We start from the raw sequence: 26,187 nt of genomic DNA, 5'->3' as shown, positions 1-26,187 counted from the left end.
CGGACCAGTCACAAGCGCGCGTTTTGTAACGCGGTAGACTGCTCGGTCTCTTGCGCCCCATGCTTTTGCCTCACGCTCCGCAGGGATAGCAGGATTTCCACCGAGTCACAAGAGCGAAAAGCAATCAGCAGTGAACAGAACCGGGCGCGAACCTCTCTCGTATCTTCACCTTGTCGCCAGAATCACTTAAAGGATCAGCGATCAGATGACAGAACCGCCTCGGCGATGATCGGCGTGCTGAAGAGGTCTCCCGGCCAGTCACACGGCACGGAGAACCGATGTACAACTTCGGACTCTATCACTGGCGACGACGACTCCGGACCATCCTGAGAGCACTCGCTGTGATCTTCTCGGCCGAGATATGCCGGCGAACGAGTGAATCGAAATGGATCCGTCTGGTCACCACGGCGGCGATGATCGGTGGGGCGGTTCGTGGAGCGACAGCGGCGCGACGGCTGCTGTCCCCACCTCCGTGGACTCTCAACCGGGAGCCATACGCTGCGCTGGCGTCCGCGCTCCCGTTCGCACAGGCCGACCGCGCGCTCGACATTGGCTGCGGAACCGGGCGGTCGCTCGTCGGCCTCGCTCCCAGCGTTCCCGACTCATGTACGATGCTGAGGCTCGACGTGTTCGACAACCGCATCATCCTTGGAAACGGTCCAGCACTCGCGCGGCGCAACGGCCGTGCAGCCGATGTCGACATCGCGCCCATCGTCGGCGGCGCATCTCGGCTTCCCGTGGCGACCGACTCACAGGACGTAGTGACTGCGTGTCGGGTGCTCCACGACCTTCCTGCGGCGGAGGTCGATCCGGCACTCCGCGAGGCTCATCGCGTCTGTGCGCCTCAGGGAACGCTCGGCGTGCTCGAACTCCCGATCGTTCCCGAGGACACGACCGCAACTCCTGAAGAATACTGGCCCGAGCGCATCTCTCGGGCGGGATTCACCGTCTCAACGGTCGAACGAGTGGCTCGGAAGGGACGCGCCGAACCGTACGTCCTCGTCGTCGCTGCGCCCGAATGATGGCCTCTGGTATGACAGCGAGCTTGCCGATATCCAATTATACCATTCATTCCAGCCATTGATCGGGCCCGTTGGTGTCCGCACCCACGAATTTAAGGCGTTGGTGTTCGTACCGACGGTAGAGGATGGCCGATGATGAGAGCCCCGAGGTGGTCTATGAGAAGCGGAAGATGGTGCAAGCGGGCGTCCTCGTTCGCTACAAGTTCATCTACCCCGCCGCTATCGGACGATACCCGCCAGGCGCGTGTTACGCACTCCACTATGGGGTTGCCGATCCGGCCAATCCACCCGACGATGTTGAGTGGCCTATCGGCCCGAGACAGGGGACGATGCTACGCTACGACAACGACCACGGCGACGGAACTCATCATCGCCATGTCGGCGGAGATCTCGACGCCGAGTACGAGTTTTCAGGATCAGTGGCCGCGGTGTACGACCGCTTCTTTCGGGAAACAGGAATCGAACCGTTCGGACCATCACCGGAGGACTACGACATATGACTGAGAACGACACCGAGAACGGACGCGAACAGGAGAGCAAGGAGCACGCTGGGACGTATCCCGACTCCGTGCCCGACGAGTGGGCACGAACGCTGCGTGTCACCGTCGAGTCCGACGAGCAGAGCGATGAGGGCGGAACAGACCATCCGACGCTTTCGTTCCCGGACGTGGACACCGCGACAGCGGTGTTCACCGACTCGACGCTCGCGCTCTTGCGCGCGCTGAATGTCCACGAACCGGCGAGCATCCGCGAAGCAGCGCGGTTGGTCGACCGAGACAAGAAAAACGTCCACGACCAGCTCCGCAAGCTCGCTGCCCACGGTATCGTCGAGTTTGCCCAAGAGGGCAACGCAAAACGACCGATCGTCGCCTACGACGAGATCGTCTTCGACTTCTCCGTTTCACTTGAGTCTGAACGGGACCACACTGACGAACCTGCTGCCGCATAGTCCACGTCTGCTTTCTTCAATCAGTCGTCTTCGTGAGCACCTGATCAACGCGACCGTCGGAGGCCTCGGCATCGAGATATGGACATTTCCATCAAAATATTTTCATTCAATCCCGATTTTGCGGACTGGACACACTTCGCCGCCTGGAATCGCTTTTATGACCGCTCTCCATTGGACCGGGTGTGACCTATCTATGAGCGACCACGAGGAAATCACTGACCCGAAGGAGACGCTTGAAATCCAGAATGTGGTCGCTTCAACAGCTGTGGGCCAGGAACTCAATCTGGAATCGGTCGCAATGGATCTCGAAGGGGCAGATTTTGACCGCGACAAGTTTCCTGGCATAGTCTATCGGGTACAAGACCCAGATGCCGCAGCACTGATCTTCCGGTCGGGAAAGATCGTCTGTACGGGTGCGGAGTCTGTTCCAGCCGTTCACGAAGCTCTTGAGATCGTCTTTGGAACACTCTCCGACCTTGGAATCGACGTGAGTGACAATCCGGACATTGAGGTCCAGAACGTCGTGACGAGCGGTGATCTCGGTGAAAGTCTGAATCTGAATGCGATTGCGATCGGTCTCGGCCTCGAGGATGTCGAATACGAACCCGAGCAGTTCCCCGGACTCGTCTACCGACTTGACGAACCTGATGTCGTCATGTTACTCTTTGGATCGGGCAAGACAGTCATCACGGGCGGGAAAATACCTGCAGACGCGGAAGCGGCGACAGAGGTGATCATCTCCAAACTCACAGATCTCGGTCTTTTTGGCTAAACAATACATCTGTAACCCAACGTCCCGTCGTTTCTGACGTTGATCCTACTCGATTACAATCTCCGATTGTGAATGATAGAACATTTGCAGTATGTGAATGGGGGGTTTGTCTGTTTACGGGGATCCCTACCCAGTTCAAATCGCTGTCGTGAGCACTGGATTCATACTGTCGGACGGAAGTACGTGAAGTTCAGATTGCGAAAATCTACTGCAACGAGTGACATTTCACCTTACGATTTCCGATCAGTTCCGTCCGACAGTATCACTAACTCCCCATTGCAAGTACTGCGCCGAATAGGGTACAGCAGTATGATAGGCCATCCAACCGGTAAGGGTAAAGTCAAACGAGTCGCTATGGCTTGACCGAGGCCAAACAGCCAGTATGCCTGTCTCGACGCTCACCGATCCAACACTCAAAGACGCTCACAACCTCATCAACACGGGCTTCGAGCACGGCGAGATGATCACACTCGTTGGTAAGTGTGAGATCGACTACGACGGACGCGCATCGAGCCATCTTCCGCCAGGTGAACGATTGGTGATTCTCAAACCCGATGGCACATTATTAGTTCACGGCAACGAGCAGCGCAAGCCTGTCAACTGGCAACCGCCCGGTTCGACTCATAGCGCTCATCTTAGCGGCGACTGTCTCATCATCGAGAGCGTCCGTACCTCGCCCCACGAAGAACTCGATATCATGTTCCAAATGGTTGCACAGGCTTCACGTTTCGGATTAGATGGCGTATCAGAGTTCAATCTCGAAGGCAGCGAAGAAGATCTCCGCCAGCGTATTCTCGCCGATCCCGACATCCTCGAAACCGGCTTCAGTGCGATGGCAACCGAACGCGAGACATCTGCCGGACCGATCGACATCTATGGACAAGACGCTGATGGCACCGCCATCGCGGTCGAGCTCAAACGCCGCCGTGTCGGTCCCGATGCAGTCGGACAACTCAATCGCTACGTCGAAGCACTCGAACGCAACCGACCGGGCAAGTCTGTTCGAGGCATCTTGGTCGCCCCCTCAGTAACGGAACGCGCAAAGCAACTGCTTGCCAGCGAAAATTTGGAATTCGTCTCGCTTACTCCAGAACAGGGAGACACATCCCAGCCGACAGATTTCTCAAAGGACGCCGAAAAATAACAATAGTCCTTCTATACTCCTTCAACATGAGCCAGCCGAAACACAGTCGTGTGAACTGAATCAGACGTTCAATCCTCAATCGTTGACACTGTCTCTGACAGCTATTAGCCCGATCCAGCAGTAGTGGTTAATCTCACACTAAGACGCACCGATGAACGGATGATCTTATTATTGACGAAAATCAGACCAATTCAGTGGAAATTAGAGTATTCACTTCAAAAACGACTACATGACAGGGTGCAAGCGTTGCCACTCCGCGAGTGATGATGAGTGAGCTACCGAAAGGGGTAGCTCGAAGTATGAATGGGAGGCGGCGAACCACTAGTTATGAGCCGTTGTAACGGAGCGGTCTCGGGTTCCACCGGGACGGACCCTGCGTGTACTACCGATTGCGCTCCTGGGCTCACACTTGGCCCCTCTTGCGAGGCAGTTTTCCCAGAGGTTCGCACACTCCAGTACTCGCTGGAACGCTGGCGGGCTTATCTGCCGTGTTCGGGATGGGTACGGGAGTCGCCCCGCCGCTGTGGCCGCCTTAATGCCGATCCGCGGAATCGAACCGCGTAACGCCGACGATCGGTGGGCCGATGCGTTCGGGTATCTAATGTATGACGTGCGATCCAGTTAGCGCCTGGACCCGTCCAGCAGGACGGATTCCAATGCGATATGACTGATGTGGCTCGGTCTGTTAGTGCTCGCGGGCTGAACGCCTCGTTGCCTCGGCGCGTACACCCCGAGTCTATCGAACTCGTCTTCTACGAGTGACCTCGGCGGTACCTCTTTTCCGGGTGGGTTTCGAGCTTAGATGCGTTCAGCTCTTACCCCGTGTCGCGTGGCTGCCCGGCACGTGCCCTCTCGGACAACCGGTACACCAGTGGCGACCAATCGTAGTTCCTCTCGTACTATACGATCGTTCCCGTCAGGTACCATGACACCCCCAATAGATAGCAGCCGACCTGTCTCACGACGGTCTAAACCCAGCTCACGACCTCCTTTAATAGGCGAACAACCTCACCCTTGCCCGCTGCTGCACGGGCAGGATGGAGGGAACCGACATCGAGGTAGCAAGCCACCCGGTCGATATGTGCTCTTGCGGGTGACGACTCTGTTATCCCTAAGGTAGCTTTTCTGTCGTAAATGGCCCGCATCAAGCAGGCTCATCCGTTCGCTAGACCGCGCTTTCGCGTCAGCGTTCTCGTGTTGGAGAGAACACTGTCAGACCACCTTTTGCTCTTGCGCTCTATTCCGGGTCTCCGACCCGGATGAGGTGATCTTCGGGCGGGCTCGATATCTTTTCAAGCCCGTACCGCCCCAGTCAAACTGCCCAGCTACCGGTGTCCTCCTCCCGGAGTAAGGGTCACAGTCACTAGTGGGTAGTATTTCAGTGGTGTCTCGGCGGCCCGCTAGCGCGGGTGCCTGCGTAATGACTCCTACCTATCCTGCACACTAGCGACCGTGTCCCAGCGACAGCTTGCAGTAAAGCTCTATAGGGTCTTCGCTTCCCCTTGGGGGTCTCCAGACTCCGCACTGGAACGTACAGTTCACCGGGCCCAACGTTGGGACAGTGACGCTCTCATTCATCCATTCATGCGAGCCGCTACTGAAGCGGCAAGGTACTACGCTACCTTAAGAGGGTCATAGTTACCCCCGCCGTTGACGGGTCCTTCGTCCCGTTGTACCGGGTGTTCAGATACCCGCACTGGGCAGGATTCAGTGACCGTACGAGTCCTTGCGGATTTGCGGTCACCTGTGTTGTTATTAGACAGTTGGAGCGTCCGAGTCGCTGCGACCTGCCTCATTCCGAGGCAGGCATCCCTTATTGCGAACGTACGGGACTAACTTGCCGAATTCCCTAACGTCGGTTGTCCCCGACAGGCCTTGGCTTTCGCCGCCACGGACACCTGTGTCGGATCTGGGTACGGACCGCGTGCGCCTTTTCACGGGCCCCAGGTTGGACCGAATTTCTCTATCTCACCGTTCGCCCGCTTCGTGCCGTTACGGCTTCCACGAGTTTTGGTGATTCGACCGGGCGAGTGCCCGGCTCGGTCGACCCCGAGGCGTCGGCATGATTGCACGCGGGCACTGGAATATTAACCAGTTTCCCGATTCGTCCTACTCGAACTGCGGTAGGACTGAGGACCGGCTAACCCTCGGTTGACGAACATTGCCGAGGAACCCTTGTCCGTGAGGCCGTCGGGATTCTAACCCGACTACCGCTGCTACTGTGGCCAGGATTATCGTCACCGTTCGGTCCATACGAACTCTCGCCCGTACTTCCACCCAAACGGAGCGCCGACCTACTGGATCGCACTATACAGTGCGCCGCTAGGTCTCGGTGGTGGACTTGAGCCCCGATCATTTTCGGCGCTCCAAACCTCGGCCGGTAAGCTGTTACGCTTTTCTTAGCGGGTAGCTGCTTCTAAGCTCACCTCCCGGCTGTCTATGGCTCGGAACCACCTTCGATCGCACTTAGTCCACACTTGGGGACCTCAACCAAGCTCTGGGTTGTCTCCCTCATGGTGCACAGGCTTACCCCGCACACCGCTCTCCCCGCGTCGACGGCGTTCGTAGGTTCGGAGTTCGACAGGAGGGCCGACTCCTCTCGGAGTCGGTCCCTCCAATCGGTCGCTCTACCCCACGAACTACCTCGGCGGAGGTCATGCTTCGACATGTTTCGGTCGGAACCAGCTGTTGCCGGACTCGATGGGCCTTTCACCCCTACACACTGGTCACGGGAGGGTATTGTAGGACACCATCCCTAACAGGCCTCCACGCAGCTTTCGCCACGCTTCACCTTGCCATCGTGTAGATCGTCCGGATTCGGGTCGTGTCCGCTCGACTCCCCGCGCTTGAACACGGCGGCCCTCGTACGTAGAACGCACTGCGGCCATGTCGGTTTCCCTGTGCCTTCCCCGATGCTCGGGTTAGACTCGTCAAGCAGACACACTCCCTGGCTCGTTTTTCAAAACGCACGACGGAACATCGGCTCGTCTCGGTTGCTACTGCGGGGTCGCCCCCGGGTCGTTCACTAAGACGCCTTTTATGCCCCGTCGCTCGATCGCCAACTGAGTTCAAGCCCTATTGCACCTCCCTTTGTGGGGTGCTTTTCAGCGTTCGCTCACGCTACTTGTTCACTATCGGTCTCGAGATGTGTTTAGTCTTGGCCGTCGATGCCGGCCATATTCACGAGGGATATCCAACCCCCGATACTCTGGAGCTGACGCACACCGTACTGGTCTGTGTTACGGGGTTTTCACCCTGTCTCACGCTCCGTTCCAGGAGACTTCACACAGACGATCCGGTGCTGAGAGTCAGTCCGAACACCACATTGCTCGTGGGGCAAAGCCCCGTAAGCTTCGGTTTGGACTGTGTCGCGTTCACTCGCCGTTAGTAACGACATCCCATTCGGTTTCTCTTCCTGCCGGTACTGAGATGTTTCAGTTCCCGGCGTTCCCCATTGCGCGAAGCAATTGCGGTGGGGATTCCCATTCGGAAATCTCAGGTTCTTCGCCTCCGTGCGGCTCCCCTGAGCTTATCGCAGCTTGGCACGTCCTTCATCGGCACTCGAGCCGAGCTATTCACCAGTTGGCATAGTAGCCACGGTCTTCTAATCAGAATCCATGAACCCGCTGAACGGGTCCAGTGGACGCCTGGATCGCACGTACACACAGTCTCATGGACGCACCCGAGTGTCACGAGGTACGTCTCAACCCTTCCCACTCACGCTTACACGGAGTGGTGCATCGATTCGGTCAGACTCGAATATATCACCAATCCCTACTTAAGAGATTCGATTTATACGAGTCGACAGATAGACCCACTGGGATTCGAACCCAAGACATCCTCCATGCAAAAGAGGTACTCTCCCACTGAGCTATGGGCCTGTCTCCCTTGGAACACTCGCCTATACGAGACACCAAGCAAGGTTCGTGTTTGCTGTCAGCCCTGATAATTCGTAGGTGCCCGGTCGGTACCGCGAGTCACGAACGCGAACACAGTTACGAGTGGGTCGGGCCGTCGGCCCGATCCCGGTCTGTAGGAGGTGATCCAGCCGCAGATTCCCCTACGGCTACCTTGTTACGACTTAATCCCCCTTGCGAAGCCCAGATTCGACCGGCGTTGCGCCGGCCTCATCCGGACCTCACTCGGGTGATTTGACGGGCGGTGTGTGCAAGGAGCAGGGACGTATTCACCGCACTCTTCTGAAATGCGATTACTACCGAATCCAGCTTCATGCGGGTGGGTTTCAACCCGCAATCCGAACTACGACCGAGGTTAGGAGATTAGCGTCCCCTCTCGGGGTAGCGTCCCACTGTCTCGGCCATTGTAGCCCGCGTGTCGCCCGGCACATTCGGGGCATACTGACCTACCGTTGCCCGTTCCTTCCTCCGTCTTAGCGACGGCAGTCTCCCTAATGTACCCAGCCAGCACAAGGCTGCTGCTGGCAATTAGGGACGCGGGTCTCGCTCGTTGCCTGACTTAACAGGACGCCTCACGGTACGAGCTGACGGCGGCCATGCACCTCCTCTCAGTGGCTCAAGTAAGCTCATCAAACTGACTGTCACTGCACACTGTCGGTGCCGGTGAGATGTCCGGCGTTGAGTCCAATTAAACCGCAGGCTCCTCCGGTTGTAGTGCTCCCCCGCCAATTCCTTTAAGTTTCATCCTTGCGGACGTACTTCCCAGGCGGCTCGCTTCTCGGCTTCCCTACGGCACAGCGCTGGCTCGTAGCCAACGCCACACCTAGCGAGCATCGTTTACAGCTTGGACTACCCGGGTATCTAATCCGGTTCGAGACCCAAGCTTTCGTCCCTCACCGTCGGGTCCGTTCTCCAGAGACGCTTTCGCTACCGGCGGTCCGTCCAGGATTACAGGATTTCACTCCTACCCCGGACGTACCTCTCTGGTCTCCCGGCCCCAAGCCGACTGGTTTCCGCCGGACGTCCACCCGTTGAGCGGGTGGATTTCCCGACGGACCTGTTCGGCCGGCTACGGACGCTTTAGGCCCAATAATAGTGGCTATCACTCGAGCTGCCGGTATTACCGCGGCGGCTGGCACCGGTCTTGCCCAGCTCTTATTCTGAGACCTTCTTACGGTCACGAAAAGCGAGGACTGTATGCCCTCGCACTCGGGGTCCCCTTATCGCACTGGCGTGCAGTGTAAAGGTTTCGCGCCTGCTGCGCCCCGTAGGGCCCGGTATCTTGTCTCAGATACCGTCTCCGGGTTCTTGCTCTCACAACCCGTACCGATTATCGGCACGGTGGGCCGTTACCCCACCGTCTACCTAATCGGCCGCAGTCACGTCCTCCGGCGGCGGACCGTTTCCGACTTTCTGTATTCCAACATGAAAGCAGTATCCGGGATTGACCTCAGTTTCCCGAGGGTATCCCGGTCCAGAGGGTAGTTTGACCACGTGTTACGGAGCTATTTGCTACGGGTCTAAACCCGTACAACTAGCATGGCTGAATCGGACCCCGATAGCAATAGCCTCCGGCAGGATCAACCGGAATGTCCCGAGCACGATGGCTCGGGGGGTTAGGCGGGAACACAAGGTTGTGTTCACCTATCGGGTTCGCGTTCGTGACACCGCGGACCGAACCGGGTGTCACCGAACTATCAGGGCTAACGTCAGATTCCATCTTGACGGCGGACCGCAGGGGCGGAATCCTCACTTCTTTCGGACCTCATCGTACACCAGTGGAACGAATAAACTCTTCGAAGCAGCGTCGGTGAGCAAGTGGATAGCAAACCGGTCCAAGCTGACATTTTCAATGTTGCTACGCTCTAAATTCCCTATTGGCCACGTATACAATTGAAGGTAGATCAACTTAGGTGCGAAAGATCATTCAAACGATTGGTCGCACCGCTTCTACCAGCTATTCACCATTCTATCAGTTGCCAGTAGAAATTGTAGGAAACAGTACAGCAAACGAGATCAAGCAGTTTTGCGACGCCATCCGAAGATTGACGCCCACCGCCCATCAAGTGAAACGGGATCGTCCAATGACGAAGGTGAATGTGCCATTTGCGGCGGGTACGTCGAGCGAGACACTGACCACGTTCGGGTCGAGGCAGAGCATAGACGGACCAGCGACCGCGACAGCGTGGAAGAATACGCTTTCCACACCAGCTGCTGGAATCGACTCTCGGAGGGGTGGATGGAACCTGCTTGACGGCTACTTGCGAACGCTCACATCGGTCGAGATCTCGTACTCGACGTCGACGACGCGCGTGCTCAGTATCTCGGCGAGCTCTTCGGTCATATCCGGATGCTCGACGGCCTTCGCGAGCGCCGGGAGCATCTGCTGGGTGAACTCGCACGCACCGTCGACGGCTCCGCTTCGGGTGCTCTCGTCGAGCAGCTCGCCAACGTCGTCGTAGAGGTCGGTCCGCCAGGCGTACTTCCCGCTGGTCTCGATTCTCATGTGTCGGCTGATTTTGCACATCGCTCTCACAAAGCCGTTCTGCTCGGGTGAGAGAACCGGCTACCGTCTGCCGTCTGTTATGCGCTCGTCCGACTGATATCAAGTCATATACACGAAATCAGCGGGTGTGGTGCTATTTTTGCACATCGAAATCGGTGTGTTCGGCTATTTGATGTGCAAAATCAGGATCGGTATGATCTCGACGCGCAACCCTGTGTGGTCGCGTCGAAACAGGGCCGCGGCGAACAACGCCCTCGATCAGTTGGCGAGGCGGTCGAGAAGTTCTCGGTCTTCTTCGATCACTTCCGCAACGATCTCGTCCCACTCGGATTCGCGTTTCTGTTCTGGCTGGCTCATGGTAGTAGTGTTGTCCCTCGCCATCTTTAGTGCTCCGGCAGCTTCGACTCGTCGATCTCGCCTGTTTCGAGCCACTCGGCGAGCTCGTCAGTCTCGAACAAGCCTGCGCGGCGGACGATCCTCTCGATCGTCTCATCGTCTTGTGGCGGATCGAGGTCGATCCCCTCTCGCTTGAGATATGACCGCGTGACGGTCCATGCCGTCCGCTTGTTCCCGTCCTCGAAAACGTGAGCACTCTGAATCCCGAACAGCAAGGCAGCAGCACGACGGAATACGCCCTCGTGTTCTGCCGCCGGATCGACGACGTCCTCTCGTAGCGTGAGTTTTGGCGCGGCGATCCGCACGCCTTTGTATTTCAAGTCGTACGCCTCCTCGATCTGACTATGGGCGTCAACGATCTCCGCCGGCGTCGGCAGGCCCTCGCTCATTGGTGTATGCCAGTCAACGGTCAGGGGATTTTGACGCTTCGGGATAGTCGGTATGCGTGTCGCCACGGACGGCGGCCGTGTCGAGAGCAGCGAGACACGGCGAAGCAACGGCGAAGTGCGTCGATCTGGCGGCGAGCAAAGTACTCTCGGCACACCCGACAACGACTGAGCCGCCCATGGTAGGTGCTCTCGCTGAGCCTTATGTAACTCTTCGCCTTCCCCGCTAGTCGAATTGTTACACAAGGCAGCAGCGGCCGGACGAACCGCGGGAGGCTGGTCGCCGGCGTGGTCGACGTCGAGTATCAGATCGGGCATGGTGTGGCCGTCCGTGATTAATCGGAACCGTCGTAGAACGTTTCCGGGCGCTCGCCACTCTCGACCGCGTTAATGAACGTGGCACGACAGTCCGACGAACAGAACAAGTAGCGGACGAGACGTTCATCGTCGGCGTCAGCCGTCGGTCGATACACCCGAACCGTCTCACGCGCCTCGATGTCCTCATCGGTCAGATAGGTAACGACGTGCCCGCCGCACCCTGGCCCCTGACAGGGGAAATCGACCGGCCGTGCTGCCATGTGTGGCGTACCGTGGCTCTCGACGCGCTTGCTCACTGCTCTCTCCTCTCCTCGACGTCCGGCCCGCTCTCGGTGACGGTCTCCGGTGTGGTCGACGTATGGCCGGGAAGCCACCACACGCGACCGCGTGGGCCGACGTCCATACGATCGAGAGTTTCGCGATCCCATAGCGTATTGAGCCGATTGAGCAGCGCACGGTGGCCGATCGGAAGCTCGTCAGCGAGAGCGCTCGCCGTCAGTACGGGCGGGTCGGCGTCTTTGAACAGTTGAAGTATCTCATCGTCAGTCACACGGGGTTTACGGCCCGGCTTCTGTCCGATCTCGGGTGTCATATCGTACTATGCGAACCAACAGGCGATAAGAGTTCGCGTTATACGAATTGTAGTGTTCGTGCTATGCGAATGAACACACGAATAGCTGGCTTTCTAACAGTATCCGGCATTTTAAGATAGTTCGTACTATACAAACATATAGAGTCACCTGTCTCTAAGTATCATTTCCTATACCACGGCTTAGTGTACTAACCACGAGTTCATCGCTTATTCTGCCAGCCCTCGGCCCCCGTGGGCCGTGTGGCTCCCGCAGCCGATTGGTGGTTTGGAGTGCTGCCAAAGGATTTAATCGAAGGACGTATCGGTCCTAGCATGAACTACCAGCGCATCTATTACCTCTCGTTGTTAGGACTTGGACTCATTTTTGCGATTCCATCGATCCCAAAACTGCTAGGAAGCCCATCACTACCAGTAATTCTGCGCTCAATTGGTGGTGCCGGAATGGCTCTCAGTTCAGCATACATCTTGGTATTCTCAGATGAGCCTGCTGGTCCGACTAGTCCCAACTGGCGCTTTTTCGGTGTGGTCGGCGGATTCGCCCTCTGCCTTGCAGGTATCGTCATTTCGATACTACCGTAACTAGAGGGCAGCCCGATACTACCATCTACTCTGTCAGTAGGCATTCCTCTATTTACAGGCTGTAAGCAACGTCGGTTCTTTATATTGCCGAAGGGATGTAAGCGAGATTAATCTGTCGAGTATCACAGTTGAGGCAAGCGAAAGCAGTAACGGCTGGCTGAATCACCAACCACCGTCACGACTAACAGTACACGCAACTTAGCGGTACATTCCCACCCGATGACCGTCTATCAATCCTGCCCGTTCTGCAACCGAACATTCGAAATCGGTCAGAGAGGCTACAATCCCCTCAAAAGACACATCCGACGCGAACATACCGACCAACAACAGAACACTCCCCTCGTAGTATGACGATTCCTTCACCAGAACCCACATCAAACACGCCTCAATGACGTGGTACAGTTGCACAGAGTGCGCATGGACTTCCGGTGCGGCACTCACCGACGAGCAAGCTCTGTATTCCGCTGTTGAACACGAAGGCGAAACGAGCCACAAAATCGAAGAGCGACAGGAACCCCACCCTGTGGAATGAAGAATTGTCTGTCAGGATAAGCAATGAACTCGTACTTAGTGGAGTAAGCGTGTATACCCCGCAAATCGTTCCATCCTTTTAGCCAGTCACCCGATTCTCGTCGAAGATTCCTCATGGCAAGATTTACTTTGCACATGACAGGACAACAGACATCATGGTAGATCGATTAGAGAAAGAAGTCGACATGCTGAGTCGCCATCTGCAGGTGCTGCGGCTGGTGATCGAGAACGAACCGATCGGCATCGTGAGGATGTCCGACGAAACCGGCTACGCTCATCACAAGATCCGCTACTCATTGCGTGTACTCGAAGAAGAGAGCCTAATCGATCCATCTAGCCAAGGCGCGATTACGACCGACCAGACAGATACGTTCGTTGACGAGCTTGACGGACGGATCGACGCGGTAAGCACCAAACTCGATGAGATGAAACTCGACACCGCTGACGAAATGAGTCAGTAATCCGATTCAGCAGGGCGTACAAACATCTGATGCTCATCTCGATATGCTGTATCAATCCTCTTGGCAATCAGCTCAGGTTGTCCTCCCCCCCCCCCCCCCCGCGGAATCCCATCGACCAATAGCGATTCAATCGAGCTTTCCACGCCCAACCACACTTCAGCATGACTGTATATGCTTGGGTATTTTATGCTATGGTGAATGGAAATAAGCACATGGTGTTGCACATCAGACGCGCACTCAGTAACGGTGTCTCGAAGACACTCTCAACAGCCGGACTCGTATTCGTCGTTCTGATCGGTATCGCTCAGATCGCCTTCTTGGCATTGTCAAACACTCTTGCCGAAGCGTTTGTGGCAAGTCTCGATCTTCCAGCAGGGACTACGGAAACTACATCATCAGTCCCGCTATCGCTGCCGATATCGGCGACCATGGCGGGAGTGCTCTCGGTCGTTGTGTTCCTTGTCCTGCAAGTGATTACGATCGTTCTGATTCGCGTGATGACCGCGGATAGTCCGACCATCACCAGTGAAACGTACACGCGACGGATGGGCTGGGTTGTGCTCAATTCCATCGTTGGCGGAATCGTTCTCGGGATTCTGTCGATGGTAGGATTCATCCTCCTGATAATCCCAGGACTGTTCTTGACGGTGAGCTTGTTGTTCACCGTGATCTACATCGCTGATGAAGACGAGAATTTCTTCAGCGCGATGAAAAACAGCTGGAGCCTCGCGTCGGGCAATCGATGGCGATTGCTCGGACTGTACGTCGCTGTCTTCATCGCGTACATGATTCTCTCAATAGTCCTCGGACTCGTCATGCCACCTGCGTCGATCGTCTCACAGGTCGTGACGGGTATTCTCTCAACTATTTTGGTTGTCTATCTGATGGCTGTACTCACTGATGCGTACCGCCAACTCCGTCGCGAAGGCCAACCCGAACAGGAGACGGACCCAGACCCAAACACTGCTGTCTGAAATCCTTCATAGTTCTCTTGGCCTAGACGTGACCTCACGAACAGCGATAATCGATGTCTGCTCATCGTGATATCAGCCATTATCGAAGCACTCCATCTCCTCCCCCCTGCAACGAGAGGAGTGACTGTTTTCAGTTGGTGGGTGGGACGAAGATGCTTACCCGCCCACAGGCCGGGTTACAGCCGAAACAAGGGAGGTTCACCCACATGCCCCCGCAGTACCGGACACATACCACCGACGTTCAGGCACAAAATGTTCCCGCAGAAGTCATAGTCGACTGGAAATCTCAAGCCCACAGGGGTGCGTTGAGTGCCACGCGCGGAAATGATGCCAGAACGCACCCCTATGCGCGCTTGATTTCTTGACGAGTTTGGAATAAGCTTTGTGTGTTTGCGGTCTGCATCACGTATCACTCCGTGACACGCCCCCTGCACTATACCGATTCTCGTCAAAGATTCTATTAACTCAGCCAGTGCTTCCGGCGAAGGTTGCCGACGGCAGCTCAATGCCATCACTCACTCGTCGTCAGGTGTCCCCAGCAGCCACCACTTTGCCCGACGCCACGCTGGCACACTTCGTCGCTGCTGGCGACTATCAGCTGGCTACTCAACGGTGATTAGGCTGGAGCCGCCGAGAGCATCTCGTGTGCGACACTCGCCAGCTCTTCCGTGTCTGCTTCTCGGAGACGCTCGTCACCCAGCAGCAGACGCAACCGCGGCCGTCCCACGTCGATCGGCACTTTCTCCGTCTCCAGGAGTCCCTGTTCTTCGAGCTGGGTCTTCTTGCGCGAGAACGTCGCCTTGCTCGCGACACCCGCATCCTCACCCCAGCGCGAAATATCGTAGAGCAACTGCCCGTGTTTGGCCGCGACGAGTAGGGCCACTGCCACCTCATCCAGCCAGCCATCTGCATCCATATCCGCAGCCGATTCCAGCACTGTCCCAAAGTCCGACTCTACCGCCGAGCCGAACTCATCGGCGAATGTGTCGAGCACGCGTGAGTATGCCGGCGTCCGGAGATCGAACTGCTCGCCCTCTTCCCAGTGGCCATTCCAGCGCTCGCGCACGGCCGCGACAAATTCCTCGTCGTCGGTCGCCAGCGCAGCGCTCTCCTCTTCAGTCGGCGTAAGCAGCGAGACGACCATCTCCTCAGTCACCAACAGTGTATCATCCAGCCGCCCAGCAGCGGCTCGCCATTCCAGAACATCCGCTTCGAGCAGCTCCGCTGCCGTACTCGCCAGCATGAAATCGTCTCTTAGCCATTTTAACACGTCATCGTCAACGAGTAAGCGCACTTGCGACGGTTCCTCGCTCTCGGCGAGCATCTCGACGAGATCCCGCGTCGCGTCCTCGTCGAATCCCATTGCATTCACCACTCCACTCGCCTCAGTAAATATCACCCGAAGGTTTTCAGTGACCGATTGTCCTCCTTGTTCCGAAGTGCTTGTCATAGAATAGTAGTAGTTATTGAAACCTTATCCATCTTCTGCATCATATTATCAATGTACAATGCGAATAAATGCGTCAGGAACACACAAACGACTATTTTCTGCACAGCTCTCTTGAAACACCCACTCAGCAATTCCGAACCACCGATGAGACCTATCCTTCAGTCGTATTCGCCAAGTCCAGTACCCTCTGACGGCTCCTCACCGTCTGTAACGTCGCCAGAGCTGCTCTGCTCGTTCTCGGCGCGTTCGTCAGTTCCAATGCTCCCGTCACTCTCAGTTGGAGAGTCGTCAGTTTCAGTCGGGGCGGGATCGCTGTCGAGTGGGTCGTTACCTGCAGCCTCCGACTCTGGCTCAGTCGTGGACGCACTCACAGAGTCGTCGGCATCGGTAGCATCGAGACTTTCCAGCGCTTCGATGGCCGCCTCCCGATACGGAGCAAGCCGCTCACCGTACTCGTCGCGTGCCATCTGCGCGTAGTCGTTGATCTCCTCATCGAACGCTTGGAGACGGTCGATCGTCTGATCGGCCGTTTCGACTACCCACCGGTTGCGGGTCGATTCCTCGACTTGGCTGATCGATTCCGGCCGCACGGCGACGTTCGTGTCGCCCTCATCGGTTTCGTAGCTCCGGGGTTTCCCGACCACCGTCACATACGTCGGCGTCTCGATCTGTCGGAGCGTGCTCGCGGCCTCGGGCTGGTACTGCCCCGCGTAGACGTAGAACGTTCCCGTGGGATCGACCACTCGTCCCTGCCAGTATTCGCTGTCGGAGCCGACGTCCTCGGTCTCGGTCAACGTCCCCGCGAAAAACAGTCGGTTAACCCGATCACCCGTCGGCAACAGCGTATAATTCGGTGCGAGTTCATCCTCCGATTCTTTGAACGTATATGTCGCGTCGTTGAACTCCCGGGCGAACAATCGCTTGGCGACCTCCCGTCCCGTCGACTCACTCATGTCTGGACTGGTGCTCATCTATAGCGACCTCGCTGTGATCAGCACTTCTTCAGAATCCATCCGCGCACCGAGCTTCTCGTACTCATTGACCAGCACGTATCGGCCGAGCTCTGGCCCACTAACTCGATAGTACTGCCCGAGTACGTCCTCACTAATATCGTCGGCCACAACTGTCGTATCCAGCGCGTCCATCGCACGCTCTTTGGCCTCCGCAAGCGTAATATCGGCGAACTCCTCGGTCATCTCCCGGTTGAAGATCACTTCGTGAACCTCGGTCCCGCTATCGAGAACGCCCTTGATCCGGAGATCGAACTCCCCGTCGACCTCGCCGTGCTCGGAACACCGCCCGTTCTGGAGCACGCGCGTACAATCCTCTTCCGGACAGCGCTTGATCAGCCCACTCCCACTCTGGATATCCACCAGCGCACCCTCGACCTCAGTCGAGTTGTCGCCGACTTCGATCTCCTCGTCTACCTCCTCGATGGTCGTCGTCCGATTGAGTTTTACCGAATACTGGCCCTGATACTCGTCGGTGACGACATTCCCGAGTTGGTACACCGAACCCTCTTCGATGCTGGGAAGATCGGATTTCGCCCACGCAGTGAACTTGATGCGCCCAGTTTCGTCGCCTATCAGACCAACCTGTGCGATCGAATCACTCCGTGGCTCCCACAGTTCAACCACTTTCGCGGTGATGTCGATCCATTCTTCCGCTGTGTTGATACTGCCGATCTCGCGCTGTTCGTTCGCATCACCCATCGATTCCGGATCGGCATCGGCTTCATCGTAGTAACTGCTGGTGACGCTGCGGCGCGCTTCGTCGATCGGCACTTGATACTCGTTGACGAGCGTGTCGAGGCGCTCTTCGACCTCCTCGACAGTGATGTCCATCTGGTCGGCGAACTGCTCGTGGATCTCTTCGGCATGTGAATGTACATCGGGCATGGTTTGGTCTCTGCCTCCGCGTGTGTTCGATGGGAGACACTGGCTGTTCGCCACTCTCAAGCAAAAAAGCCCGGAAAGGGATCTGAAAGTGAACATGAATCCCTGGTTGAGGTGGCGAAGTGGGACTTACGCCGTGACTCTGAACAGAGGTGTCGCCGGATCACGCCGGGGCGTTTCAGCGCTGGCAATCCAGAAACCACCGAAAGCGACTCCACTGAGAATGACGATACGCTCAAATACCGACCATGACCAATACGGACGACATCCTCGCCCTCAGTAGTGGCTGGGGCGCATGCGAGGAATGCGGTGAGGACAAACCCGATGTACTGCGCGTCGGAACCCTCACTGACAGGCGGATTCTCTGCAAAGAGTGTCGGCAAGAAGATCGCCGACAGTAACCACCCGACTGACGCAACCAAACCACCGGCCGACAGCAGGCGTTAACTCGTTTCTGTAGCTGTGTCAGACAGCCGGCCTAAGCCTTGACAGCCACGTACTGGTCTTCCCACTCGCGGCGAGCGTCGATCTCGCGGCGGCCACGCTGAGTAATCCTGTAGTAGTTGGTCCGCTTGTCGCGTTCGCCCTTCTCAACCAGCCCTTTCTCGACCAGTTCGTCGAGGTTCGGGTAGAGTCGGCCGTGGTTGATTTCACTTTCGTAGTAGTTGTCAAGTTCGTCCTTGATCGCGAGCCCTTTCGGCTCGTCCTGTCCTGCAATCGCGTACAGCACGTCGCGCTGGAACCCAGTCAGGTCGTACATATCCTACTATTGGTCATTCTCACGGGAAAATATATCGGTTCTCGAAACGTCGATTCAGCAGAGGAATAGCCCTCATATCCATCGATACCACTGGCGACGCGCTTCCTCGGTTCGTTCTTCGATAACAAGATTTACTTTATACGAAATGAGATAACAGACGCCATGATAGATCGATTGGAGAAAGAGGCCGATATGCTGGAACGGCATCTACAGGTGCTGCGGATGGTCATCGACAACGAACCGATCGGCATCGTGAAGATGTCGAATGAAACCGGCTACGCCCATCACAAAATCCGCTACTCATTGCGTGTGCTCGAAGAAGAAAGCCTGATCGAGCCGACCAGCCAAGGCGCGACCACGACCGACCAGACGAGTGCATTCGTTGACGAACTCGACGGACGGATCGACGCGGTGAGCACCAAACTCGCCGAGATGAAACTCGACACGACAGGCGAGATGAGCCAGTAGTCCGGGTCAGCAAGGCGAGCAGATATCCGATGTCGCCACCGAAAACACCGTCTCACACAGTATCCAGCGGGGTCCCGAAGCTATCGCCTGCTCGGGATGGCCGACGCGAGCGTCCTACTCGGTGTTATACCGATAATACTCGACACCGCTACTGTCGGCGCGGCGTTCGACGTTAGCATCTTCGACTAACGGCTCAGCCAACAGTTCGAGGTAGACTCGCCCGATTGCCTGCGCGAGACCTCGCTCAGTACTGCTCATGGAGATCTGTCCCCCGCTGCTTGAGGCCATGACGACTTCGGTCTCGTCGGCGATTTCTTCCAACGTGTACGCCTTCGGTGCGTTGTCTTCGAGGAAATCGCGCATGATCGCTATCTGTGACTTGCTTGGCCCCAACTGCTCCCAGTCCGACTCATCAAGCGGCATGAGTCACTGGTCACAAGAGAGACATATAATACTCCCGCTCTCACCTCGGGGACGGGTGTCACGCCGGACGACATCGCGCTCGGCACCGGCCAGCGGGGGGTCGACTGCTCTCAGACGGAGTGGTCAGACCCCAAAGAACCCTCACGCGGCGAGAATCTCACTCTGGTGGGGTGATGCGATCAGACGGTTGATCTCACTCTGGAACCGACTAGCGGAGTTGAGAGAAGTGCCGTCTCGACAGTTCCTGCTCAGAGATCGCGCGACTGGACCGTTTTGCGGTCGTTGTCCGCCGCACGCTGTGCAGCATCCGCAAGCAGGTCCGCGACTTCGCCATCGAGGGCGTCGTAGAAGTCCGACGAGACATTCTGGTCTGCGAGCTGGTCTTTGACTGCCGCTTTGACGATGAGATTCGTCATGCAGGCTCTACTCGCACTCATGCGCACTTATATCCTATCGAAGCGTGGTGAATGTGAATTCATCACGCTATGCCTGGTGGCAGATGGAACGAACGGTAGTCGTCATCCGATGAACCGTCTACCCGCTTTCCGCTTGCTCGTTGAACACGCTTTCCCGGTGAAAACTCCGTCAAGTTCGCGATCTCCTGCTCTCACTGTTCGGCCTCTTGACACAGGACTTCGGCCTCTGGATCGTCGCTGATCGCCAGTCGGACTTTGAGTCTCTGAAGCCGCGTCTCATTGAGTTCCTCGTCCACCTCGGCCTTCCTCACATACTCGCTTTCGTCGGGTTCGTATACTGCATATACTCAAAGACATAGATATTGATAGACACCTGGTGGACTAATCGATTTGAGTGCTGTCCAGACTGCTGATCGGATTTCGGCACAACTGCCGAAGTAGCGGTTTGCTAAGGCGAGTTTGAGTCGTCGCCAGTATTCTTCAGTTGGGTTCAAATCCGGCGAGCCGGTCGGGAAATACACCAGTTCGATCGATTCATCGGCGGCGAAGTCCTTCACCGCCGCAGCGGTGAAGTACGTCGCCTGATCCAACAGTACAACCAACTTCTCGCCGAACTCCGTTTGGAGATGCTCCAAAAAGCGGATCGTCACCTTCCCGGTGAACGATCCGCTGCACTCCAGCACTGTCGTCTCACCATATTCAGTGACTGCTCCCAGCAGATTCACACCCTCGCGAGAGGCCGACACGCCCACGGTCGGCCTCTCGCCTACGGGATACCATGCTGCATAGAGGTCCGCTCCAACCGCCTTCCGCGTCTGGTCGATCGTGACAACCGTGGCGTCCTCGTCACGGTGGCCTACTTTTTTCGACTGTCTCTTCGAACTTCTCGCGCTCGTCTTCGTTGGCAGAGGCCGGCTCCGGCCGGGGTCTCTTCGGTGAGACCCCGGCCTTGTGCATGAGTCGGCGAGTGTGACGGCGGGAGAAAGCGATATCGAACGCCTCAATGAGGTAGTGTTGGGCGAGAGCTGTACCCCACGCTGGGTCGTCGTATCCAGCTTCTTCAGGAGGTTCATGGAGTACAGCGGTGAACCGTTCGAACTGGTCGTCGCTAAGTTCGGACGGTCGCCCGGGACGAGATTTATCGTAGAGCGCGGCGTCGAAGCCGCGCTCTTCGAAGCGATTCAACCAGTTGTAGACGGTCTGATGGTGCCAGCCGTACTTCTCTTCGATTGCTTCTGGAGAAAGTCCTTCTAAGTACTCGCGTGCAGCGGTAAGACGCTTGATTGCCTTCGGATCAGCCTCGTCCGCGAGTTGCTCGCGGACTCGTTCTTTCGTCAAACCGGAAATCTTGTTTCCGGATTTCGTCATGCTCTGGCTTGTTGCTGAAGGTTATCGAAACTTTCGGCCGAGGGTATACTCACCGTACTCATCTCAGATATCCTCATGACGATGAGTGCTCCTCCATCCGACTACGACTCAAACTGACCGAAGCCGGCAGAGGGGTCCTCGGGCGGGGAACCCTCGCGCACACGCCGCCCATCGGCTGCCGCCGCGAATCCGTCTCCCCACAGCCACGCGGCAATGATGAGCGCGTAAAACCCGACGAACACTCCCACGATGCCCCCAAGGATGGGGACGATGTTGAGGACGGTCACGACGATTCCCACCACGAGATTCAGACCGATGACGTAGGCCCATGCGATCAAATACTCACGCGAAGTGACGACATCGGAGATAACGCCGAAATCGAACCCCGCACCGAACGTGCCTTCCCTCACATAGTTGGCAACCCCTGCGAAGCCGACATACCCAAACACGAGGGCAAGAATCCACCAGATAAACAACCCTCCGAAGAATCCGAGGAATCCGAGACCGGCCCCTGCATCCGACCCCGTGAGCAGAGCCAGAAACGATCCACCAACGAACACGCCGAACACGACCAGCGGGATGAGCTGATAGATGAACCCGATGATACCCGCCACAACTCCCTCTCTCAGCAAGTCACCCCACTCGTCGAACACGGGCGGCTGCTCGGCCCGCTCCATCCCCGCGCGGATCGCCCGGACCAAGTATCCCGACACGATGAACCACGGAATGATGAGAAACGAGAACAACAACGCGATTCCCCCGATCAGTACCGTCACTATCCAGTCGTCCGATTCCATCGGATGCCGCGCCAGCGTCTCGATGTCTGCGTCCATGTGAACCGATTGAAGTTATGTACCACTGCCAATAAACCTTGGTAACAATTCACTTGGCCTCTGCACTCAGCGTTCGGCACCGCCGGTGAACAGCAGAAATGAACGCAACCAGAGATCAAAACAGTCCATTCCACCAACAACAAAACCCTCCCCAACCGTTTATTACGCTGCACTCTGTGAACAACATATCCACTATGAGCCGAGATACCCGTGTGAGCCGACCATGAACCGCCGCACACTTGCCGTATTTCTCCTCGGCATCCTCGTCGTTCTCGCTGGCTGTGCCGGTACTCCCGGTGGTACTCAAACCGCAGCGACCGCTGGCACCGACCTAACTACTGCCTCTATACAGACGGAACCCACAGCCGGCACAGCAGCCACACACAGCGGAACACAAACACCTTCCAACGCCGACACCACAAGCGTACCCTCGGACGGAGACACCACCACGACTGCTGCCGCCGCCACACAATCGAACGCCTCTCCAGAAGGGACGCTTGACATCCACTACATCAATGTCGGACAGGGTGACGCCACCCTCATTATCGGGCCAACCAACGAAACCATGCTCATCGACACGGGCGATTATACCGATGATGGCGAAATCGTCCTCGACTATCTCCGCCAGCACGATATCAACCGTATCGACTATTTGGTAACCACTCATGCCGATGCCGATCATATCGGTGGCCACGAAGCCGTTATCGACTACTACGAAACCCAAGCCAACGGCATCGGTGCGGTCTACGATCCCGGTCTCGCCTCCAATTCGCAGACCTATCAAGAGTATCTCGATGCCGTTGAGAAACACGGTGTTCAACTCTACGAAACCCGTGCTGGTGATTCTATCCCCTTTGAAGGTGTGAACACTGAGGTCCTCGCTCCGCCCGAACCGTATCTCGACAGCGAGCAGCGCAACGAAAACAGCATCGTCCTCCGACTCACACTTGGCCAGACGAGCTTCATGCTCCCCGGAGACGTCGAGGCGGACGGTGAGAGCTACCTCGTCGACGAATATGGTGGCGGTCTCCAGTCGACCATTCTCAAATCGGCTCATCATGGTAGTGCCGGCAGCAATACCGGGCCGTTTCTCGATGCTGTTCAGCCACAGGTGGCGGTCATCTCCAGTGCGTATGACTCACAATACGGCCATCCTGCCGAGGAAGCACTCCAACGGCTCGCAGATCGTAACATAGACGCCTACTGGACTGCCACCCACGGGAACATCGTCATGAGCAGCGATGGCGAAACGATCTCCATCGCCACCCAGCAGACTGCGCCCACCGACCCCAACTCGCTCCGCAATGGAGAACCGGTCGAACCCGGCTCCGATACCCCGGTCGAACAACGCACAACGATCACTGTCAGCACGGAGCCAACCCAAACCCCGGCTCCGACCTCAACGCCAACAGTAACTCAGACAACCACCGAGACCGAGAGTACGCCAACACCGACTGAGACATCCGCCACTGCCAGATCATTAGCTGTCGCCGAAATCCACGCGGATGCCGAGGGCGATGAGAGCAACAACCTCAACGACGAGTACATCGTCTTCGAAAACACCGGGAGTGAAAACCTCGACCTCTCAGGGTGGACCGTCGCGGATGCGGCCGACCACGAGTACACGATTCCCTCGAACACCGTTCTCGGGGCTGGTGAGACGATTACGCTGCACACCGGCGATGGGACCAGCACCGACACCGATCTCTACTGGGGTTCCGGGTCGGCGATCTGGAACAATGGCGGCGATACGATTATCGTCACAAACGACCAAGGCAAGCCCGTCATCAAGGAGGACTACTGAACGATGCCAGCCGACGGCAAGTACACGGCAGTGGTTGACCGCTTCGAAGGAGACCTCGCCGTGCTGTTGCTCGAACGCGACGGCGAAACGGTTGACGACATCCCTCTCCCACAGACAGAACTACCGGAGAATGGTTGCCACCAAGACGCGATTCTGTACGTGAGCGTCGAGGATGGGGAGGTACGGAACGCGACCTACAAAGCTGAGGAGACTGCCCAGCGTACAGAGCATTCCCAATCGCGATTCGACCGGCTCTCGCAACGTCCCTCCGAATCAGAGGCAGAAACGGATGCTGATCCGGAGCGATAGATACAGCCAGTCCGCCCGTCATCTCTGTGGACCGTGGGGTTGTCGGATCAGTTGTGGGCGTCGATTTCGGCGAAGCAGTGCATTCGTCAGGAAGAAACCACCATCTAGCGGCAGGAATTTCACTCGGAACGCAATGTATCGAGCCGCCATTTGTGCTCGCTGCCGGGCGTCGGCTCACCTACCCATTCCAGCCACTCACCGACCGCCGCTGCCGAGAGACCGACCCGACGACGCCATGAGGACGCTGTGAAGCCCGCTCGGTCGAGGGCAGCCACGAGCGCGTGACGTTTCCGCTCGTCCATCGCCGCGAGCGATATTTGGGCGGTTCCGCCGTCGCGTCCCGCCGGCGACAGCGACCCATCGCAGGCGTACCAGACGCGCGCGGCTTGGCGTGTGAGCCGCCACCCCGACTCTGGCGGTGCCGAGCGCCACGACAGATACTCTCCGAGCTCGGGATGAGACATGGTTTGGAGACGGTAGACCCGCGCACCGTCCTTGTGATACCGGGAGACGCCACGCGAGAGCCATCCGAGTTCGCCGTGTAGCCACTCGATGTGAGCGCGGCGGACTGACTCGACACGGAGATTCGGCGACTCACGTCCACCGAGAGAGCCATCACCGAGGAGCAATCCCCGAACAGTCTCGTGCTGGTGGTCCGAGAGCGGTCGGTGGTCGCAGTCACGGGCTTTGGTCCAGTGCTGGGAGAGCGAGCGATACTCGGAGCCACACTGCCCGCATGAGCGGGTACGGTCGTCGATGATCCAGTCGCGTCCGGTGGCACCCATCCCCCATTCAACCCCCTTCCGCTTGAACGTCGAACGTACTGCCCGGCGCAAACTCGGTGAGGTCCTCGATCTCCTGTTCCAGCCGATCGACCTCTTGACGAAGCACCTCCGCCTCGGGATCGTCGCTCACCGCCAGCCGGTCTTTGAGCCCCTGCAAGCGCGTCTCCTTACGCTCTTCGTCCACCTCGGCTTTCCGGACGTACTCGCTCTCGGAAACATCGTAAACGGCCGACTCGGGCATTGGGACGACATCCAGTGCTTCCTCGACCTTGCTCCGGTCGACACCGAGCAGTTGCTCGCGATCGATACCAGTCTCAGCGAACGCGTCGAGCACTGCCTCGTCGTCTTTGAGTGAGCGGTTTCGGCGCGTCGTCCGCTGGATCGACCCGTACTGGCCGTGCAGCGGGCGGTCGTGCCCGACGCGTTCCAAGAGAACGTCAGTCACGTCCTGTCGCAGGTCGTTGGCGTTGCGTTGGACATCCGATAACAAGGTGTAGAGGTTCACCAGCACGGGCGTCTCGACGCTTTCGAGAGCGCTCATGTCCTCGCGTTCGAGCGCGTCGATCAACAATAGCATATCCGAATAGACGTCGATCTCGGGCTCCTCGCGCCCGCTGTCCTGTTCGTCGTCCGAACCCGCGGCCATCGACAAGTGGGGTGAATCATCCAGTACGGCGCTTTCATCTGCCTCATCGAGCTCGGTCAGCGTGTTCTCACGCTCGTCGAGGACGTAGCGCGGGTGGAGTGCAAGCACCGCCGCGTAGGGCTCTGCTTTCGGTGGGAGACGTTCGAGTTCGTAGCCGTCGACGGCCTCGCGTGTGTGCTCAGCGAGCGCTGCGAACTGCTCGCGTTGCAACGGTTGTGAGTCACCCGAATCGACGTCCTCGATGATGATTCGCTGGTCCTGAACATCGGTGATCTGGAATCGCTTCGACGCCAACGACGTGATCAACGTCGCGTCGGCGGGCAGTTCCTCACACCGCTCGATCAGCGTCCCCCACGTCGCGCCGAACGGAATCGCCATAGGCACCACTCAGAACGTCACTGTCTAAAGAGTCGTGGGCGACAGACCGGATTTCGAGTGAAAAACCCGGCTCTCTGGCGCGGTTCACCCCTCACACCACGTCGC

Annotated in this window: 26 protein-coding genes, 1 tRNA gene, 3 rRNA genes and 2 pseudogenes; 12 read left to right on the top strand and 20 right to left on the bottom strand. The window is 57.4% G+C overall.

The annotated features are described in order from the left end of the window. The first annotated feature begins 278 nt into the window (after positions 1 to 278). From MUK72_RS16980 to nucS, 5 genes are all read left to right on the top strand, one after another. The gene (locus tag MUK72_RS16980; RefSeq protein WP_244706070.1) at positions 279 to 1,022 is read left to right on the top strand and encodes a class I SAM-dependent methyltransferase; all 744 of its coding nucleotides are present in this window, start codon (positions 279 to 281) and stop codon (positions 1,020 to 1,022) included. Positions 1,023 to 1,147: 125 nt separating this feature from the next. After that, a complete protein-coding gene (locus MUK72_RS16975) occupies positions 1,148 to 1,522 on the top strand; it encodes a toxin-antitoxin system TumE family protein (protein WP_244706067.1) in 375 nt (124 codons plus the stop codon). Then, a complete protein-coding gene (locus MUK72_RS16970; protein WP_244706065.1) occupies positions 1,519 to 1,971 on the top strand; it encodes an HVO_A0114 family putative DNA-binding protein in 453 nt (150 codons plus the stop codon). The genes MUK72_RS16975 and MUK72_RS16970 overlap by 4 nt, the downstream gene beginning before the upstream one ends. Positions 1,972 to 2,182: 211 nt before the next feature. Then, positions 2,183 to 2,743: a TATA-box-binding protein gene (locus MUK72_RS16965; protein ID WP_244706464.1), complete on the top strand. Its 561-nt coding sequence runs from the start codon at positions 2,183 to 2,185 to the stop codon at positions 2,741 to 2,743. 382 nt (positions 2,744 to 3,125) lie between these two features. After that, positions 3,126 to 3,887, top strand: coding sequence for an endonuclease NucS (gene nucS / locus MUK72_RS16960; protein ID WP_244706063.1), 762 nt, complete (start codon positions 3,126 to 3,128; stop codon positions 3,885 to 3,887). Positions 3,888 to 4,303: 416 nt separating this feature from the next. Here nucS and rrf read toward each other — a convergent pair. The 9 genes from rrf to MUK72_RS16915 all read right to left on the bottom strand — a co-directional run bounded on the left by rrf (position 4,304) and on the right by MUK72_RS16915 (position 12,002). Then, a 5S ribosomal RNA gene (gene rrf, locus MUK72_RS16955) occupies positions 4,304 to 4,422 on the bottom strand. 132 nt (positions 4,423 to 4,554) lie between these two features. Then, positions 4,555 to 7,490: ribosomal RNA gene (locus MUK72_RS16950) — 23S ribosomal RNA — on the bottom strand. Positions 7,491 to 7,696: 206 nt separating this feature from the next. Next, a tRNA-Ala gene (locus MUK72_RS16945) sits at positions 7,697 to 7,768 on the bottom strand. A gap of 153 nt (positions 7,769 to 7,921) precedes the next feature. After that, positions 7,922 to 9,395: ribosomal RNA gene (locus MUK72_RS16940) — 16S ribosomal RNA — on the bottom strand. The 16S, 23S and 5S rRNA genes sit together here with 1 tRNA gene alongside, the layout of an rRNA operon. Positions 9,396 to 10,061: 666 nt before the next feature. Further along, positions 10,062 to 10,310: a DUF7692 domain-containing protein gene (locus MUK72_RS16935; protein ID WP_244706462.1), complete on the bottom strand. Its 249-nt coding sequence runs from the start codon at positions 10,308 to 10,310 to the stop codon at positions 10,062 to 10,064. A 383-nt stretch (positions 10,311 to 10,693) separates the two neighbouring features. Next, on the bottom strand, positions 10,694 to 11,095 hold the full coding sequence (locus tag MUK72_RS16930; RefSeq protein ID WP_244706460.1) for a type II toxin-antitoxin system death-on-curing family toxin: 402 nt from the start codon (positions 11,093 to 11,095) through the stop codon (positions 10,694 to 10,696). 13 nt (positions 11,096 to 11,108) lie between these two features. After that, positions 11,109 to 11,273 carry a hypothetical protein gene (locus MUK72_RS16925; RefSeq protein WP_244706458.1) on the bottom strand — a complete coding sequence of 55 codons (165 nt, stop codon included), beginning with the start codon at positions 11,271 to 11,273 and terminating at the stop codon, positions 11,109 to 11,111. Positions 11,274 to 11,427: 154 nt separating this feature from the next. After that, a complete protein-coding gene (locus MUK72_RS16920; RefSeq protein WP_244706456.1) occupies positions 11,428 to 11,706 on the bottom strand; it encodes a hypothetical protein in 279 nt (92 codons plus the stop codon). Then, positions 11,703 to 12,002 (bottom strand): hypothetical protein, encoded by a 300-nt coding sequence (locus MUK72_RS16915; RefSeq protein WP_244706454.1) that lies wholly within the window; start codon positions 12,000 to 12,002, stop codon positions 11,703 to 11,705. The genes MUK72_RS16920 and MUK72_RS16915 overlap by 4 nt, the downstream gene beginning before the upstream one ends. A 312-nt stretch (positions 12,003 to 12,314) precedes the next feature. On the opposite strand from MUK72_RS16915, the gene MUK72_RS16910 reads away from it, so the two are divergent. The 3 genes from MUK72_RS16910 (at position 12,315) to MUK72_RS16900 (ending at position 14,547) form a co-directional block, all read left to right on the top strand. Continuing rightward, positions 12,315 to 12,581 carry a hypothetical protein gene (locus tag MUK72_RS16910; protein WP_244706452.1) on the top strand — a complete coding sequence of 89 codons (267 nt, stop codon included), beginning with the start codon at positions 12,315 to 12,317 and terminating at the stop codon, positions 12,579 to 12,581. 686 nt (positions 12,582 to 13,267) lie between these two features. Then, on the top strand, positions 13,268 to 13,573 hold the full coding sequence (locus tag MUK72_RS16905; protein ID WP_244706451.1) for a hypothetical protein: 306 nt from the start codon (positions 13,268 to 13,270) through the stop codon (positions 13,571 to 13,573). Between the two features lie 212 nt (positions 13,574 to 13,785). After that, on the top strand, positions 13,786 to 14,547 hold the full coding sequence (locus MUK72_RS16900; protein ID WP_244706449.1) for a DUF7847 domain-containing protein: 762 nt from the start codon (positions 13,786 to 13,788) through the stop codon (positions 14,545 to 14,547). 616 nt (positions 14,548 to 15,163) lie between these two features. Here MUK72_RS16900 and tbsP read toward each other — a convergent pair. From tbsP to MUK72_RS16885, 3 genes are all read right to left on the bottom strand, one after another. Continuing rightward, positions 15,164 to 15,997, bottom strand: coding sequence for a transcriptional regulator TbsP (gene tbsP, locus MUK72_RS16895; protein WP_425311106.1), 834 nt, complete (start codon positions 15,995 to 15,997; stop codon positions 15,164 to 15,166). Between the two features lie 158 nt (positions 15,998 to 16,155). Further along, positions 16,156 to 16,968: an RPA family protein gene (locus MUK72_RS16890; RefSeq protein ID WP_244706445.1), complete on the bottom strand. Its 813-nt coding sequence runs from the start codon at positions 16,966 to 16,968 to the stop codon at positions 16,156 to 16,158. After that, on the bottom strand, positions 16,969 to 17,895 hold the full coding sequence (locus MUK72_RS16885) for a replication factor A (protein WP_244706443.1): 927 nt from the start codon (positions 17,893 to 17,895) through the stop codon (positions 16,969 to 16,971). Positions 17,896 to 18,140: 245 nt separating this feature from the next. Here MUK72_RS16885 and MUK72_RS16880 point away from each other — a divergent pair, with 245 nt between their 5' ends. Beyond that, positions 18,141 to 18,293: a hypothetical protein gene (locus MUK72_RS16880; protein WP_244706441.1), complete on the top strand. Its 153-nt coding sequence runs from the start codon at positions 18,141 to 18,143 to the stop codon at positions 18,291 to 18,293. A 77-nt stretch (positions 18,294 to 18,370) separates the two neighbouring features. Here MUK72_RS16880 and MUK72_RS16875 read toward each other — a convergent pair whose 3' ends face one another. Continuing rightward, on the bottom strand, positions 18,371 to 18,652 hold the full coding sequence (locus tag MUK72_RS16875) for a PadR family transcriptional regulator (protein ID WP_244706439.1): 282 nt from the start codon (positions 18,650 to 18,652) through the stop codon (positions 18,371 to 18,373). Between the two features lie 162 nt (positions 18,653 to 18,814). On the opposite strand from MUK72_RS16875, the gene MUK72_RS16870 reads away from it, so the two are divergent. Further along, positions 18,815 to 19,120 (top strand): hypothetical protein, encoded by a 306-nt coding sequence (locus MUK72_RS16870; protein ID WP_244706437.1) that lies wholly within the window; start codon positions 18,815 to 18,817, stop codon positions 19,118 to 19,120. 114 nt (positions 19,121 to 19,234) lie between these two features. Here MUK72_RS16870 and MUK72_RS16865 read toward each other — a convergent pair whose 3' ends face one another. The 5 genes and pseudogenes from MUK72_RS16865 to MUK72_RS16845 all read right to left on the bottom strand — a co-directional run bounded on the left by MUK72_RS16865 (position 19,235) and on the right by MUK72_RS16845 (position 22,160). Continuing rightward, a complete protein-coding gene (locus MUK72_RS16865) occupies positions 19,235 to 19,543 on the bottom strand; it encodes a hypothetical protein (RefSeq protein WP_244706435.1) in 309 nt (102 codons plus the stop codon). A 248-nt stretch (positions 19,544 to 19,791) separates the two neighbouring features. Beyond that, positions 19,792 to 19,959 (bottom strand): DUF1931 domain-containing protein, encoded by a 168-nt coding sequence (locus MUK72_RS16860; protein ID WP_244706433.1) that lies wholly within the window; start codon positions 19,957 to 19,959, stop codon positions 19,792 to 19,794. A 118-nt stretch (positions 19,960 to 20,077) separates the two neighbouring features. After that, a pseudogene (locus tag MUK72_RS16855) lies at positions 20,078 to 20,300 on the bottom strand (DUF7983 family protein); the annotation flags it as partial. Positions 20,301 to 20,306: 6 nt separating this feature from the next. Next, a pseudogene (locus tag MUK72_RS16850) lies at positions 20,307 to 21,243 on the bottom strand (IS630 family transposase). A gap of 185 nt (positions 21,244 to 21,428) precedes the next feature. Continuing rightward, positions 21,429 to 22,160 carry a DUF4013 domain-containing protein gene (locus MUK72_RS16845; RefSeq protein WP_244706431.1) on the bottom strand — a complete coding sequence of 244 codons (732 nt, stop codon included), beginning with the start codon at positions 22,158 to 22,160 and terminating at the stop codon, positions 21,429 to 21,431. 223 nt (positions 22,161 to 22,383) lie between these two features. Here MUK72_RS16845 and MUK72_RS16840 point away from each other — a divergent pair, with 223 nt between their 5' ends. Both MUK72_RS16840 and MUK72_RS16835 read left to right on the top strand, forming a co-directional pair. After that, positions 22,384 to 23,964 (top strand): lamin tail domain-containing protein, encoded by a 1,581-nt coding sequence (locus MUK72_RS16840; protein WP_244706429.1) that lies wholly within the window; start codon positions 22,384 to 22,386, stop codon positions 23,962 to 23,964. Between the two features lie 3 nt (positions 23,965 to 23,967). Beyond that, a complete protein-coding gene (locus tag MUK72_RS16835) occupies positions 23,968 to 24,273 on the top strand; it encodes a DUF3006 domain-containing protein (RefSeq protein WP_244706427.1) in 306 nt (101 codons plus the stop codon). A gap of 119 nt (positions 24,274 to 24,392) precedes the next feature. Here MUK72_RS16835 and MUK72_RS16830 read toward each other — a convergent pair whose 3' ends face one another. Further along, positions 24,393 to 25,058: a hypothetical protein gene (locus MUK72_RS16830; protein WP_244706425.1), complete on the bottom strand. Its 666-nt coding sequence runs from the start codon at positions 25,056 to 25,058 to the stop codon at positions 24,393 to 24,395. Positions 25,059 to 25,065: 7 nt separating this feature from the next. Further along, on the bottom strand, positions 25,066 to 26,082 hold the full coding sequence (locus tag MUK72_RS16825; protein ID WP_244706423.1) for a DUF7983 family protein: 1,017 nt from the start codon (positions 26,080 to 26,082) through the stop codon (positions 25,066 to 25,068). Positions 26,083 to 26,187: the final 105 nt, after the last annotated feature.

Source organism: Halococcus dombrowskii (assembly GCF_022870485.1).
Lineage (GTDB): Archaea > Halobacteriota > Halobacteria > Halobacteriales > Halococcaceae > Halococcus > Halococcus morrhuae.
The sequence above is the reverse complement of the archived record's forward strand: the minus strand, read 5'-3'. Positions and strand labels throughout refer to the sequence as shown.